This is a genomic window from Sulfitobacter sp. KMM 9851, assembly GCF_057178245.1.
The window spans coordinates 2,188,638-2,202,858 of record NZ_CM169991.1 but is presented as its reverse complement, the minus strand read 5'-3'; the positions used below and the strand labels follow the sequence as shown (position 1 = coordinate 2,202,858).

Below are 14,221 nucleotides of genomic sequence, written 5' to 3'. Positions count from 1 at the left end.
TTCACACAGACGGACATCAACAGGGGGGCGACGATGCAGAAACCGGTACACCTAAGGACGCTTAAGGCCGCACTGTTGGCGCTCTTATGCGCGCTGGCATTCCCCGTCGCGGCGCAATCGCCCTTCGACGGCGGCTGGACGCTAAAGCCTGAGATGTCCAACCTCACGTTCCAGTCCGTTAAAAAGAAGACGGTCGTGGAGTCCTCCAGCTTTGCCACACTTCAGGGCGGGATCGACCCGACCGGGGCAGTCAGGGTGGCGGTCCTGCTGGATTCCGTGGATACCAAAATTGATCTGCGCAACGTGCGTATGCGGTTCCTATTCTTCGAGACCTTTAAATTCCCCGAAGGCGTTATCACCACTCAGATCGACCCCGCACTGCTGGCCGATCTGCCCACCGTGCGGCGCAAACAGATACCCGTCAGCTATCAGATTGAGCTGCACGGCGTGACCAAGTCCTATGACGCCACCGTCACCGCCACGCTGCTGAGCGAAGATATGGTGTCGGTTGCATCCGGCACGCCGATCTCCATTTCGGTGGCAGACTTCAACCTGACTGATGGGCTAAAAAAGCTGGAAGAGGCCGCCAGCGTGGACATCATCCCATCGGCTACGGTGTCCTTTGACTGGGTCTTTGCCCGCAACGTCAGCACGGCAGAGGCGGCCACGCCCGAACCCGCCACAGCGGCGCCTGCCGCCGCACCGCAGTCCGTCGCCCTAGAAACCCAAGGCGACTTTGACGCCGAGGCCTGCAAGGGTCGGTTCGAAATCCTGTCACGCACCGGCAACATCTATTTCAAATCCGGCTCTGCCCGGCTCGACGACAAAAGCGCGCCTTTGCTCGATAGTCTTGCAAATATCGTCTCACGCTGCCCCGGCATGGTGATCGAGGTGGGCGGGCATACCGACAGCGTGGGCAGTGACGCGCTGAACCTGCAACTGTCGCAGGCCCGCGCGGCCTCTGTTACCGATTATTTGCGCGCCAAGGGCATGGGCACCGAAACGATGGTGTCCAAGGGGTACGGCGAAACGACCCCGATCGCGACAAACGACACCGACGAAGGCCGCCGGAAGAACCGCCGCATCGAATTCAAGGTACTGGAAAACTAGATGCCCAAAGCATTGCGTATCTTTGCAGCTATCCTTGCCCTGATTGCCGGGGCAGGTGGGGCTTGGGCCGAGCCACGCATCGCGCTGATCATAGGCAATGGCGGCTATGCCAGCGTGACGCAACTGGACAATCCGGTGCCTGACGCCGAACTGATGGCCGCGACCCTGCGCGAGAATGGGTTTGAGGTTACGGTGCTGACGGATGGTGGCCAGATTGCACTCAACCGGGCGATTTCGCAGTTTGGCCGTGACCTGCGCGGGGCAGGCAAAGACGCGACGGGGCTGTTCTATTACGCAGGCCACGCCGTGCAGTCCTTTGGCGAAAATTACCTGTTGCCAGTGGACGCCAGCCTGACCGATGCCGCCGACCTCAGTCTTGTGGGTGTCCCTGCCGATGCGATCCTGCGGCAGATGCGATCGGCCCGCAACAAGACCAATATCGTGATCCTGGATGCCTGCCGCAACAATCCATTTGAGGCCATTCCAGACCTGAATGACAATGGCCTGGCCGAAATGAAAGCACCCACCGGCACCTTCCTGTCCTACTCCACGGCGCCGGGCGCAGTGGCGCTGGACGGTCTGGATGGCAACAGCCCCTTCACCAAGGCGCTGGCCGCAGAAATCCCGGTGCCGGGCGTGCCGATTGAACAGGCGTTCAAGAAGGTGCGGGTGACGGTCATCGCCGAGACAAAGGGCCAGCAAACGCCTTGGGACACATCGTCGCTGACTGGCGACTTCTTTTTTCAGGCGAAGGAACAACTCAGCGCCGAGCAACTTCAGGAACAACAGCTTTGGAAGTCCGTAAAGGGCAGCGGCGATCCGGTGCAGATCATGCTGTTCTTGCGCAGCTATCCAAATGGCCTTTTCCAGACCGAGGCACGCACGTTGCTCAGCGCTACCATGGCCGCCGAACTGCAGCCGCCACCGCCAGCAAACGCGCCTGAGGTCGCAGCGTTGCAGCCTGAACCGTCCCGCGCGGCGACACCCGAACCAAGCGAGCAAAGCTTGATCGCTGCCGCACAAGCCAGTGGCACTGCCGCAGATTATCAGGCGTATCTTGATGCTTTTCCGACGGGCACTTACGCCGAATTGGCAGCGTATGAGTTGAAGGTCATTCAGGAAAACGCCGACCGCGCCAGTGCCAAGGCGCCCGTTGAAGAACCCGTTGAAACCGCCCCTACAGTGGCGCCAGCCAAGCCTACCGACTTGTCATCCATGACATTTTCCAGTCCGTTCCCCACAGGGAACCCCGCGATTCAGGGCCGCAGTATCGAGGAAGTGGTTGAGCTTTCGCCGCTATTCCCGCCTATCGAAGGCTTGCCCGAGGAACTGTGGAAGGATCAGACCTGTTCGAATTGCCACGAATGGACCCGCGAGGCGCTCTGCACCCAAGGCAAGACCTATGTCAGTGCCAATAGTGAGCGTGCCATCAGCAAGACCCATCCCTTTGGCGGTACGTTTAAACAGGGGCTGCGGGCCTGGGCTTCGGCGGATTGCCCCTAGCGTCCGACGGTCAATTTGGCGTGGTCGAGATAAAGAAATACACCCATTCGCCTTTGAAATCGACATGCTCTGCCCGCTTGGCCGTGACGCGCGCGGCGAGAAACTCTAGATACGGGCCTGCGGGTTCCTGCAAGGGGCGCAATCCGTCATAGAGCGGTACGGAGGTGGCAAAAGCGGCTGCAATTTCCTGACCAAAGGGGGCGCTGATGGTCATGTCCAGTGCCGGTTCCCCGGCGATAGACCGACCCACGGCAAGGGCGGATTTGGCGGCTGCTTCTGGTAGCGGGACGATGTCATTGGGTTGCAGGTGGATCACGCTGCCATCTGCGGCAAAATAGTCGACATAGACAAAGGCGTCGTAGTCTGGCGCGGTCAGGTCAAGCGTCAGGCGCTGACCGTCAGCATAGCTGTAGTTGCGGGCAAAGCCGTCTTCGCCGATGACCGCCGGATTGGTCAGTTGTTCGGTCGATTGCGGCAAGCCCACGGCGGCGATCCCGGCCAGCGCGCCGCACTGCGGGCGCGGCAGGATCAGCAGCGCATCCGAGATTGGTATGGCGTCACCGACCTGTTCGCGTAACGCGGCCAACACTGGCGCGCGCAGGGCATCTTCGGGCAGGTGGCCGCGCAGTTCCAGGGTGCCGCTGTCGGGCAGAAAGGTGGTCTGCAACCGCGCGCAGGGCACCGCGGCCAAAATTCCTGCGATGCCATCACGCACCTGCGCCGCGCCCCCCGACACATCGCCGGCGTGTGTAAAGGCCGCGATGGCCGCGAGGGACGTGGCGCTGACGGCGGTATTATCGCTGCCCGACCATGCCAGTGCTGCGGTGCCTTTCGTGGCGGGGAGCGGCAAAGTGGCCGCGTCGTGAACATTGGGCGTGGCACTGGGCGCTGCGGGGGCCGTGGGCGTGACGCTGGCCGCAGCGGGCGCTTGCGGCGATGAAAGGGGCAGTGTTTGTGCGGCTTTGGGGGCGGCAGCCGTTGTCGTGGCGGGCGTGACCGTCGCCAAGGACAGGACTTGGCCCGTCAGGCTGGCGGCGTGAACCGTTTCCCCTCCCGCCTGGCTTGATACCTGCGCAACCTTTGCCCCCGCCGCCGTAACAGCCTGCACCCGCTGGGCGTCACGCTTGGCGCGCAATGGGGTGGACGGTGGCGGGCTAGCACCGATTTGCGCGCTGTCGGTGGGGCTGGCCGTTGCGCGCGATTGGCGCACGGCCGATTGTTCGGCGCGGGTTGCTTGGCCAATGCCTTCGGCGGCGGGGTCGCTTGGCGGTTGTTGCGGTTCGGCGCGGCTGCGTTTCACCTCGGCGGCTTCGACGGTGAACTTTGACTGTGGACGCGGCTGGTCCTCGGTAGGGTCGGGCTTGATCGTGAGGGCCAGCACGGCAAAGCCGCCGGCATGCACCAGCGCAGATGTGGCCAGTGCGAGGGACCAGACCCGCGCGGTCATGGGCTTGACGGTGTCACGACCAACACCACATCGCGCGCCCCAAGCGCCTCCAACACGCTGACGTGGGGCAACACATCGCCCAAAAGCGCGTCACGGTGCGCATTGACCCGCACCAACACGTCAGCGTTTTGCGCTATCGCGGCCTGTGCGGCGAACTCCAGGGCAGCGGGATCAATCGTTTGACCCTCAAACGCCAGATCGCCCTCGGCGCTGATGGACAGGGTAACACCGCCGCCCGGCATGTCCGATCCGGTGACGGCACTGGCCGGGGTCACGTCAAACGGGGCGGTGGCATCCATCCGGCCGATCAGCATAAAGAACACCAGCAGAAAGAACACCACGTCGATGAGCGGAATGATGGATTCCTGCGCCGGACGCGGTGGAATGCGCTGTAGTTTCATGGCGCGGCCACTTGCAGGATGCGCAGGCTGTCGACACCGGCGGCGGTCAAAATGTCCATCAACCGCACCAGCGCCTGGGTGTCCGCGCGCAGCGCAGGCAAGATCGTTACCGCGATGCCCGGTGTCGCGCGCACTAAGGCCGCCAGATCAGTCTCTGACACCTGCCGCCCACGCACATATGCCGCGCCATCCGCCCCTAGACGCACCAGCAGCGTGCCGCCGTCGGCGGTTGTACTGGTTGTCTCGATCGTGCGGTCCGCGCTTTTGGCGATCGGAATCATGTCCAGATGAAGGTAGGTCGAGGTGACCATGAAAAACACCAACATGATCAGCAGCACGTCGATCATCGACACCAGAGAGATCAGCCGTTGTGGCGCGGTGACCCGGCGCAGCATCATGGCCTATCCCCCCGCATCATGGCTGGTCAGAAGATGGCCGATGCTGGTCTCAATCGCGCCGGTCGCACGGTCGACCCGTTCCGACAGCAGGCTCGCCGCAATTGCCGCCGGGATCGCCACCAGCAGCCCTGCCGCCGTGGTCAGCAGCGCCTGCCAGATACCGCCCGCCAAGAGCGCCGCATTGGCGGCCCCTTCGGCCAGTGCCAATTCCTGAAACGACTGGATCATGCCCAGCACCGTGCCCAGCAGACCCAGCAGGGGGCTGATCATGGCGATGAGTTCCAGCAGGCGAATGTGGCGCTGCATCACGGCCACCTCGGCATTGCCGCGCCACTCCAGATCGGCCGTCAGCACCGCGCGCGCCCGGCCGGATGCCAGCCCCTGCATCGCCACCAGCATCAACCGGTCCGCCGGGGCGGTGCGGTCTTGTAACGCCTGTTGGGCCGCGTGATGATCGCCTTTGGCCCATAGATCAACCGCTGCAGCGCGCGCCGCAGCACCAGTAGTGACCCCCCGCAATTGCACGATCTTGACGACGATCAATGCGAGTGAACACAGCGACATCACGAGCAACACCAGCACAATCGGCCCGCCGCTGATCAGCGTGTCGGTAAAACCGGCCACGCTATTTCACCAGCCCGGCGGATGTCTTGCTGCGCAAATCCAGAATGGCAAAGCAATCCATCTCATCGGCGTTCTGCGGTCTGCAACTGGGCAGTTCGTGTAGCAGCACCTCGGAAATATCGGCGCAGCCGATTTCGGGTATTTCAAACAGTTTGAGCGTTGTGCGCGCGGCGGGCAGGGGGGCGGCGTCGATGGTCAGCAGGCGGTCGATGATGCCGGACTGATCCAGAATTGCCAGCGACATCTCGAACCCTTCAAAGCTGTTTTCGGTCTGGTTGCGAAACAAAAAGAAGGCGCGGCATCCGCCTGCCTCTCCCGGTTCAAATTTATTCAGTTCAACCCCGAGCCGCCCCGGCTCTGCCCAACTTGGGGCGGCCAAGGCCGCCAAAATGCCCGTGAGCGTCAACAGGCGGCAGAATGCGCGTGTCATAATAAAATCCCCTTGATGCAGAATGCCCCAACGATGGGCGCTGCGTGTCACTTTGGTCAAGAAGAATAGGTTTCATTCATAAAAATGCGGAATGAGAGGATTGACGAAAATCGTACCTGACGTAAAGTAACCCCCACAGGTGGCAGATATTTTTTAGTCACGACACCATTTGGTAACAATTTTCGTTCGGCCACTAAATCTACTTTTCGAAGACCGACCCTACTTTTTGACGACGCATAAAAATTTGACAAAAACCATCCGCCGATAGGCGAGGGTGCGAGGGTATCCGGGCAAGCGCCAGCTTTGGATAAGCGCCATTAGGTTTATACAGTACTTGGGGGGCAATCCGTTTTGGATGCGCTATTAACAAGCCGTAGCGAGGGTGCGCCTAGCGGTGCGAACCTGGAATATGAAGCCGTTTTCGCGGCGCTTCAGCTTGCCGCGCAGCCGGGTGAGGAAAAGCAGGTCGGCGAGGAAATTGTGGCTGCCGAACCCCCTGATTATGACGATGTGATTAAAAAAGCGCTCGAGGTCCTGCAGCAAAGCCATGATCTGCGGGTGGCGGTGCATCTGGCCGTGGCCGAGTTGCAGGTCAACGGGTTTCCGGGGTTCGCCAAGGTTACGGCCTATGTGCGCGGCTGTCTCGAAAACTTCTGGGACAGTTGCCATCCGCAACTGGACGAGGAGGACGACAATGACCCGACCATGCGTGTCAACGCCGTGTTGGGATTGGCGGATGACGCAACTGTCCTGCGCCCGATCCGCCTGGCGCCACTGACCCAGAGCAATGCATTTGGCAGTGTCAGCCTGCGCGACATCGAAGTCGCCAACGGCGAGACGGCGCCGCGACCGGGCGACGAAAATGTACTGGATCAGGCAGGGATCAAGGCCGCCTTTAAAGATACGGACAGCGGTGTTCTGCAGGGTATCTTTGACGGTGCCAACGCCGCACTTGAGGACATCAAGGCCATCGACGCGGTCTTTAACGACAAGCTGCCGGGCCAGGGCCCCGACCTTGGCCCCGTGATGAAGATGCTGAAACGCGCCGTGGCACGGTTGGCTGAGGAAACCGGCAGCGAAGCGGGCGAAGCCCCGGCCGAGACCGATCCCGCGCCGGGAGACGCCCCAAAAGCCGCCGCAGCGGCACCCAGCGGGGCCATCACCAGCCCCCGTGACGTCGAAGTCGCGCTGGACCGCATCATCGCCTATTACGCCGCCTATGAACCCTCTAGCCCGCTGCCATTGATGTTGCAGCGTGCCAAGCGGCTGGTGGGCGCAGATTTTATGACCATCATGAAGGATATGGCACCCGGAGGTGTCGACAACGTCAAGCTGGTGGGGGGGCTGCCAGACGAATGAACAAGGGCCCGCGCCGGATGATCCGCGCGGGCCTTTTTACTGCGGTCTGACGCGGACCGGAACCCATACATAAAACCCATAAACCAAACGGAGATTTTGATGTCGAGTTCACAGAAGTTCATCGCAAGAAACCGCGCCCCTCGGGTGCAGATCGAATATGATGTCGAGTTGTATGGCGCGGAAAAGAAAGTGCAACTGCCGTTTGTGATGGGGGTCATGTCCGATCTTGCGGGCAAGTCGGAAGTGGCACAGCCCGGTATCGCAGACCGCAAGTTCCTTGAGATCGACGTGGATAATTTCGACAGCCGCATGAAGGCGATGAAACCGCGCGCGGCGTTTTCGGTGCCCAACATGCTGACCGGCGAAGGCAACATGTCGGTCGATCTGACCTTTGAAAGCATGGACGAGTTTTCGCCCGGCGCCATTGCGCAGAAGGTGGAACCGCTGAAAAAGCTGCTCGATGCGCGCAACGAGTTGAGCAATCTGATGACATATATGGATGGCAAGCCCGGAGCCGAAGAACTGCTGGCGGATGCCATGAACAACCCCGAATTGCTGAAATCCCTGGCAGCGACCCCCGCCGCCAAAGACGACGCGGAGGAATAAGACATGGCAAAAGAAGCAACATCTGCCGAAGGCGGTGCCGCCCAAACGGAAGAGGTCGATTTCTCGGCCCTTCTGAACAAGGAATTTAAGCCGCGCACCGACACGGCAAAGTCGGCTGTGGAATCCGCAGTCAAGACACTGGCGCAGCAAGCGTTGGAGAATACGGGCCTGATATCCGACGACGTCTTGCATTCGATTGAATCGATGATTGCCGAAATCGACAAGAAGCTCAGCGATCAGGTGAATGCGATCATTCACAATGCGGAATACCAGCAGTTGGAAAGCGCATGGCGCGGGCTGCATCACCTCGTCAACAATACCGAAACCGATGAGATGCTGAAAATCCGCGTGATGAACATCTCGAAAAAGGATCTGTCCAAGACCCTGCGCAAGTTCAAGGGCGCGGCTTGGGACCAGTCCCCAATTTTCAAGAAACTGTACGAGGAAGAATTCGGTCAGTTTGGCGGCGAGCCTTATGGCTGTCTGGTGGGGGACTATCATTTCAACCACTCGGCCCCCGATGTGGAGTTGCTGGGCGAAATGGCAAAGATTGCTGCCGCAGCCCACGCGCCCTTTATCACCGGTGCGGACCCATCCTTGATGCAGTTCGAAAGCTGGCAGGAGTTGAGTAACCCGCGTGACCTTACCAAGATCACCGGCACCCCGGAATATGCGGCATGGAATTCGCTGCGCAACTCGGAGGATTCCAAGTATCTGGGTCTGACGATGCCGCGTTTTCTGGGCCGCCAGCCTTATGGGGCCAATTCGAACCCGGTTGAGGAATTTGCCTTTGAGGAAAATGTCGGCAACGCAGAGTCCGAGAACTTTTCTTGGGTGAACGCCGCCTATGGCATGGCGACCAATATCAACCGGTCGTTCAAGGAATATGGCTGGTGTAGCCGCATTCGAGGGGTGGAATCCGGCGGTACGGTGGACAATCTGCCAACACATACCTTTCCGACCGACGACGGCGGCGTAGATATGAAATGCCCCACTGAAATTGGCATTTCCGATCGCCGCGAGGCCGAGCTGGCCAAGGGCGGGCTGATGCCCCTGATCCATCGCAAGAACACCGATATGGCGGCGTTTATCGGCGCGCAATCGCTGCACCGACCCGCAGAATACGACGACCCGGATGCGACATCCAACGCCAACTTGGCGGCGCGTCTGCCCTATCTTTTCGCTACTTGCCGCTTTGCGCATTATCTCAAATGCATGGTGCGCGATAAGGTCGGGTCCTACAAAAGCCGCGAAGACATGCAGCGGTGGCTTCAGGATTGGATCACCCAGTACATCGACGGATCGCCCGAAACCTCGGGCGAGATCACCAAGGCCCAGCGGCCCCTTGCCGCCGCCGAAGTGGTTGTCGAAGAGGTCGAAGGCAACCCCGGTTATTATGCCTCTAAGTTCTTTCTTAAACCTCATTATCAGTTGGAAGGTCTGTCAGTGTCGCTGCGGCTGACGTCCAAGTTACCCACTGAAAAAGCCTGACAAGACGACAGGCGGGCCCCGTTTCGGCCCGCCGCATTATTTGAAACCTGGCGGAAATTGATCCGCACCCTCAAAAGGAGATGATACCATGGCAGTTGACATGTTTCTCAAACTTGAAGGCATCGAAGGCGAAGCCCAAGACGACAAGCACAAGAAGGAAATCGACGTTCTCGCCTGGAGTTGGGGCGCCAGTCAGTCCGGCACGACCCATATGGGCGGTGGCGGTGGTGGCGGCAAAGCCAGCTTTATGGACCTGAGCGTTACCAAATATGTCGATTCCGCCTCTGCACTGCTGTTGCAGCACGTCGCGGATGGCAAACACATCAACGAAGGCACCCTGTTTGTGCGCAAGGCCGGTGGCTCGCCGCTCGAGTATATCAAACTCAAGATGGAGGACATCATCGTGACCTCCTACCAGACTGGGGGGTCGGGTGGTGAAGACCGTCTGACGGAAAACGTCGTTCTGAACTTCTCGGTCTGGACGTTGGATTATGTGCCGCAGAAAACCGATGGTTCGGGCGAAGCGCCCAAGAAGGCAGGCTGGGACATCGCGGCAAACAAGACCAAGGTTTGATCTTTGGCCTATCGCCCCGCCCGCCGGTTGGCGGTCGGGGGTTTCCTTTTGTTTAGCGGAGTTGCCCTTTGTCCCTGACAGCCACAGAAGCCCTGAAAGCGGGCGAGTTGACCCAAGCGTTAGAGGCGCTTCAGGCGCAGGTGCGCGCCAACCCCGGCGATGCAAAGCTGCGTATCTTCCTGTTTCAACTGCTGTGCGTGATGGGCGACTGGAAACGCGCCATCACCCAGCTAAAGCTTTGTGCCGAACTTGATGCATCCGCGATCCCGATGGCGCAGGCGTACCGTGAGGGGATCATCTGTGAGGTGTTCCGCGAAAAGGTTTTTGCCGCAGAGAAGGACCCGTTGATCTTTGGTGAGCCGTTGGAGTGGGTGGCGCTGATGATCGAGGCCAATCGCGCCATGGGGCAGGGCCAGACCAGTCAGGCCGCCGATCTGCGCGCCAAGGCGTTTGAACAGGTACCCGATTGCGGCGGCACGCTGAATGGCACGCCGTTTGACTGGGTTGCGGATGCTGACATGCGGCTAGGACCGCTGCTTGAGATCATCATTAACGGCAAATATTACTGGATGCCCTTCAGCAGCATTGACACCCTGCGCGTCGAGGCTCCCGAAGACCTGCGCGATGCGGTCTGGACCGCTGCTCAGATGAAATTGCGCAACGGCGGCGAATTTGTTGCCCTCATCCCGACGCGCTATGTCGGCACCGAAAAATCCGGTGATCATGCCGCAATGCTTGCGCGTGCGACCACCTGGGCCGATGCTGGTGATGGAACTTTTGTTGGCACAGGCCAGCGGCTGCTGACCACCGGTGATGCGGATGTGGCCATCATGGACCTGCGCGAACTCAAGATGGACGCGCCAGACGGGGCAGGTATCGGGGCGGACATCGGGGCAGGGTCTGCCGATGGCTGACAAAACGATCACCGAACGGCTGCAACCCTCGCTTTTGGACCGGCTTACCGACCTTGAACCGGACAAGAAAAGCGAAGCACGCGAGACCCGTGTGATCGACATCCGACGTCTGCGTGACATCATCCGCCGTGATCTGGCCTGGCTGTTGAACAGCGGCAATCAGGACACGTTGATCGACGCGGAAACATATCCCAACGTCGCTACATCGGTGCTGAACTACGGGGTGCGCGACGTGGCTGGCGATTTTTCGACCGATAACCGTGTCGAGGATATCCGCCGCGCCATCGCCCGCGCCATCACCCTGTTCGAGCCGCGCATCCGCGAAGGCACGCTAGAGGTATTGCTGCGTGAAGACGAGGATAGTACCCAATCGGTGATAGATTTCGACATCCGCGCCGACATGTGGGCGCAGCCGCTGCCGATGGAGTTGTATCTGCGCAGCCAAGTCGATCTGACCACCGGACATCTGTCACTGGAAAGCAAGGGTTAGCCATGGATACCCGGCTTCTCAAACACTATGAGGCCGAGCTGGCCTACCTGCGTGAGATGGGCGCGGAATTTGCCAATTCCTATCCCAAGATCGCCGCGCGGCTGGGCATGGACGGGGTCGAGGTGCTGGACCCTTACGTTGAACGCTTGCTTGAGGGTAGTGCGTTTCTGTCGGCTCGGGTACAATTGGAGCTAGAGCTGCAATACCCGGCCTTTACCTCACATCTTTTGGAAATTGTCTATCCGCACTATCTGGCACCTACGCCGTCGATGATGGTCACGCAGATGACGCCGGACATGGCCAATGCAGCGCTGGCCGATGGCTATGTCATGCCGCGTGAGACGATGCTGCGCGCGCGGCTGGGTGAGGGCGCGCAGACGGCCTGCATCTACCGTACCGCCGCCGACATGACACTATGGCCGATCGAAATTGCCGAGGCTGAATATATTGACGGGCGCGGCGAGTTGGTTGCCGCAGGGGTGGCGGGAGACACCGATGCGCGCGCCGCGATCCGTCTGCGCCTGCGTCGTCACGGCGGCGCGCCCATTGGCGAGCTTTCGATGGACCGCCTGTCGTTGTTTCTGGGCGGGCAGGGCGCGCAGGGTTGGCAGTTGCATCAATTGCTCTGCACCCAGACGACAGGGTTGGTGGCGCGGTCCATAGACCGGCGCGCCGACTGGGCGCTGCCGCTGCGTGGTGGCGCCGTGGTGCCGCGCGGCTATGGCCGCGATGAGGCATTATTGCCAACCCCGCAGCAGAGTTTTGATGGCTACAGGCTGTTGCAGGAATATTTTGCCATGCCCGAGCGGTTTCACTTTGTGGACCTGACGGGGCTAAGCGCGGGGATCGCCCGCGCGGTGGGGGATGCGGTCGACGTCTATATCTTGCTGCGCGATGGCCAGCCGAGCATTGCCGCCGGGATCACGCCCGATGCGTTTTCGTTGCATTGCGTGGCCGCGATTAACCTTTTTGAGAAACGCTGCGACCGGGTGCATATCACCTCCCGCGAGGTGTCGCACCATGTCATTGCCGACCGCACCAGCGCCCAAGATTTCGAGATCCATGCCATCAAGTCCGTCAAAGGCATCAGCGGCGAAGGCGAGGATGATCTGGATTTCAGGCCGTTCTATTCGGCGGATGATTTCTCCCCTGCTGGGGACGGCCACGAGATGTATTACACCATCACCCGCAAGATGCGCCAACGCACGGAAAAGGAACGGCTCAAGGGTGCCCGCACCAGCTATCTCGGGTCTGAATGTTACGTCACGCTGGTGGACCGTAATCAGGCGCCTTACCGGGCGGAGATGAGCCAACTGGCGGTGCGCGCGCTGGTCACCAACCGCGACTTGCCGATGCTGCTGCCCACCGGGCAAGCCGATCTGTTCTATCTGCCCGACGGCGGCCCGGTGGCCAAGATCACGACCCCCGTTAGCCCCACACGTCCACGTCCGACACTGGCGCAGGGTGACGCCGCGTGGCGGTTGATCAGCCACCTGAGCCTGAATTACCTGTCGATTGCCCAGTCAGATGGCGGCGACGGCGCGGCGGCGCTGCGTGAACTGGTCGGGCTATACGCGCCCAAGGGTGACCGGGCCGTCAACATGCAGCTTGAGGGGATTGTCGGCGTTTCCAGTCGTCCCATCGTGCGCCGGATGAGCGATGGCGTGCTCTCCACCGCCGTGCGCGGGCTGGAGATCACAGTGACGCTTGATGACAGCTTCTTTGAGGGGACCGGGGTCTACCTGCTGGGCGCGGTCTTGCAGCGCTTTTTCCGCAAACAAGCAACGATCAACAGCTTTACCGAAACGGTCCTTCGGACCCAACAGAACGGAGAACTCGCGAGATGGCGACCGGAGACAGGTCTCGGTCGGATCATCTGACGCATTTCCAGCGCCTGTGTGACACCCCCGAGAGCCACCACATATTCCTTGCCCTGCGCATCATCGAAGCGCAGTACCCCGACCGCCCGGCATTGGGCGCGTCACGCCGCCCACGCGAAGACGCGGTGCGGCTGGGCCAGGAGGCGCGCATGGCGTTCCCGCCGAATACGATCCGCGCCTTTACCCCGCCGGGCAAGGGACCGGGGAGCCTGATCAACCGCTTCTTTGGCTTTTTCGGGCCACATGGGCCGCTGCCCATTCACCTGACCGAATACGCCCGCGAACGTCAGATCAATAACCGCGACGGCAGTTTTGTTGCCTTTGCCAATATGCTGACGCACCGGTTCATGAGTTTGCTGTACCGTGCCTGGGTCACGGGCCAGCCTGCCGTCGACTTTGACCGAGGGGCCAAGACCCGTTTTGAGGGCCATATCGCAGCACTTAGCGGCCATTACGGTGATGCGCTGCGCGACCGCGACGCGATGCCCGATATGGCCAAACGGCATTTCGCGGGGCTGCTTGCCGCGGGCGCGCGCAATGCCGAAGGGCTGGTGGCAATGCTGCAGGCGTTCTTTCGTGCGCCTGTCAGGATGCAGGAATTTGTTGGTTCATGGCTAGAGCTGGAGCCGGATGACCGCTGGCAATTGGGCAACGGCGCTTTGGGGCAGACCACCAGCATCGGGTCCAGCGTTTGGTCGCGCAACGCCAAGTTTCGCCTGATCATTGGCCCGGTCAGTCTTGCCGATTACGAACGCCTGCTGCCCGGTCAGCCGTCGATGGACAGGCTGGCCGCTGTGGTGCGCAACTATGCCGGCGATGCGCTGGACTATGACGTCAATCTGGTATTGCGCGGCGACGAGGTGCCGCGTGCCGTGTTGGGCCAATCTACGAAGTTGGGCCAAACCAGTTGGATCGGCACCCGCAAGGGCAGTGCAGACGCAGACGATCTGTATCTACAGCCGCATCATCATTCCCGACGGGTGGCGTGATGCCG

Annotated in this window: 15 protein-coding genes; 10 read left to right on the top strand and 5 right to left on the bottom strand. The window is 60.7% G+C overall.

The window, feature by feature from the left end; all coding sequences use genetic code 11:
• Nucleotides 1-33: 33 nt before the first annotated feature.
• Together AC1965_RS10890 and AC1965_RS10885 are read left to right on the top strand one after the other, a co-directional pair.
• On the top strand, nt 34-1,110 hold the full coding sequence (locus AC1965_RS10890; protein ID WP_483883894.1) for an OmpA family protein: 1,077 nt from the start codon (nt 34-36) through the stop codon (nt 1,108-1,110).
• Nucleotides 1,111-2,613, top strand: a complete 1,503-nt coding sequence (locus tag AC1965_RS10885) for a caspase family protein (RefSeq protein WP_483883893.1) — start codon at nt 1,111-1,113, stop codon at nt 2,611-2,613.
• A gap of 10 nt (nt 2,614-2,623) precedes the next feature.
• Here the strand turns inward: AC1965_RS10885 and AC1965_RS10880 are convergent, their stop codons facing one another.
• Genes AC1965_RS10880 through AC1965_RS10860 form a run of 5 tightly spaced genes read right to left on the bottom strand, consistent with a single transcriptional unit; the run spans nt 2,624 to nt 5,913 of the window.
• A complete protein-coding gene (locus tag AC1965_RS10880; RefSeq protein ID WP_483883892.1) occupies nt 2,624-4,060 on the bottom strand; it encodes a hypothetical protein in 1,437 nt (478 codons plus the stop codon).
• Nucleotides 4,057-4,461, bottom strand: a complete 405-nt coding sequence (locus AC1965_RS10875) for an ExbD/TolR family protein (RefSeq protein WP_483883891.1) — start codon at nt 4,459-4,461, stop codon at nt 4,057-4,059. Before AC1965_RS10875 ends, AC1965_RS10880 begins: the two co-directional genes overlap by 4 nt.
• Complete coding sequence (locus AC1965_RS10870) at nt 4,458-4,859, bottom strand: ExbD/TolR family protein (protein WP_483883890.1); 402 nt, start codon at nt 4,857-4,859, stop codon at nt 4,458-4,460. Before AC1965_RS10870 ends, AC1965_RS10875 begins: the two co-directional genes overlap by 4 nt.
• A 3-nt stretch (nt 4,860-4,862) precedes the next feature.
• The gene (locus AC1965_RS10865; protein ID WP_483883889.1) at nt 4,863-5,483 is read right to left on the bottom strand and encodes a MotA/TolQ/ExbB proton channel family protein; all 621 of its coding nucleotides are present in this window, start codon (nt 5,481-5,483) and stop codon (nt 4,863-4,865) included.
• A gap of 1 nt (nt 5,484) precedes the next feature.
• Nucleotides 5,485-5,913, bottom strand: a complete 429-nt coding sequence (locus tag AC1965_RS10860) for a hypothetical protein (RefSeq protein WP_483883888.1) — start codon at nt 5,911-5,913, stop codon at nt 5,485-5,487.
• A gap of 351 nt (nt 5,914-6,264) precedes the next feature.
• Between AC1965_RS10860 and tssA the strand changes: the two genes are divergently transcribed.
• The 8 genes from tssA (at nt 6,265) to tssG (ending at nt 14,216) form a co-directional block, all read left to right on the top strand.
• Nucleotides 6,265-7,272, top strand: a complete 1,008-nt coding sequence (gene tssA / locus AC1965_RS10855) for a type VI secretion system protein TssA (protein WP_483883887.1) — start codon at nt 6,265-6,267, stop codon at nt 7,270-7,272.
• A gap of 96 nt (nt 7,273-7,368) precedes the next feature.
• Entirely contained in the window at nt 7,369-7,878 is a 510-nt protein-coding gene (gene tssB / locus AC1965_RS10850; protein ID WP_483883886.1) for a type VI secretion system contractile sheath small subunit, read from the top strand.
• A 3-nt stretch (nt 7,879-7,881) separates the two neighbouring features.
• Nucleotides 7,882-9,369 (top strand): type VI secretion system contractile sheath large subunit, encoded by a 1,488-nt coding sequence (tssC, locus tag AC1965_RS10845; RefSeq protein WP_483883885.1) that lies wholly within the window; start codon nt 7,882-7,884, stop codon nt 9,367-9,369.
• Nucleotides 9,370-9,457: 88 nt separating this feature from the next.
• Nucleotides 9,458-9,943 (top strand): Hcp family type VI secretion system effector, encoded by a 486-nt coding sequence (locus tag AC1965_RS10840; RefSeq protein WP_483883884.1) that lies wholly within the window; start codon nt 9,458-9,460, stop codon nt 9,941-9,943.
• Nucleotides 9,944-10,011: 68 nt separating this feature from the next.
• Nucleotides 10,012-10,857, top strand: a complete 846-nt coding sequence (locus AC1965_RS10835) for a type VI secretion system accessory protein TagJ (RefSeq protein WP_483883883.1) — start codon at nt 10,012-10,014, stop codon at nt 10,855-10,857.
• Complete coding sequence (gene tssE / locus AC1965_RS10830; protein ID WP_483883882.1) at nt 10,850-11,347, top strand: type VI secretion system baseplate subunit TssE; 498 nt, start codon at nt 10,850-10,852, stop codon at nt 11,345-11,347. Before AC1965_RS10835 ends, tssE begins: the two co-directional genes overlap by 8 nt.
• A gap of 2 nt (nt 11,348-11,349) precedes the next feature.
• Nucleotides 11,350-13,227: a type VI secretion system baseplate subunit TssF gene (gene tssF / locus AC1965_RS10825; protein WP_483883881.1), complete on the top strand. Its 1,878-nt coding sequence runs from the start codon at nt 11,350-11,352 to the stop codon at nt 13,225-13,227.
• Nucleotides 13,191-14,216 carry a type VI secretion system baseplate subunit TssG gene (gene tssG, locus AC1965_RS10820; protein WP_483883880.1) on the top strand — a complete coding sequence of 342 codons (1,026 nt, stop codon included), beginning with the start codon at nt 13,191-13,193 and terminating at the stop codon, nt 14,214-14,216. The genes tssF and tssG overlap by 37 nt, the downstream gene beginning before the upstream one ends.
• The last annotated feature ends 5 nt before the right edge of the window (nt 14,217-14,221 follow it).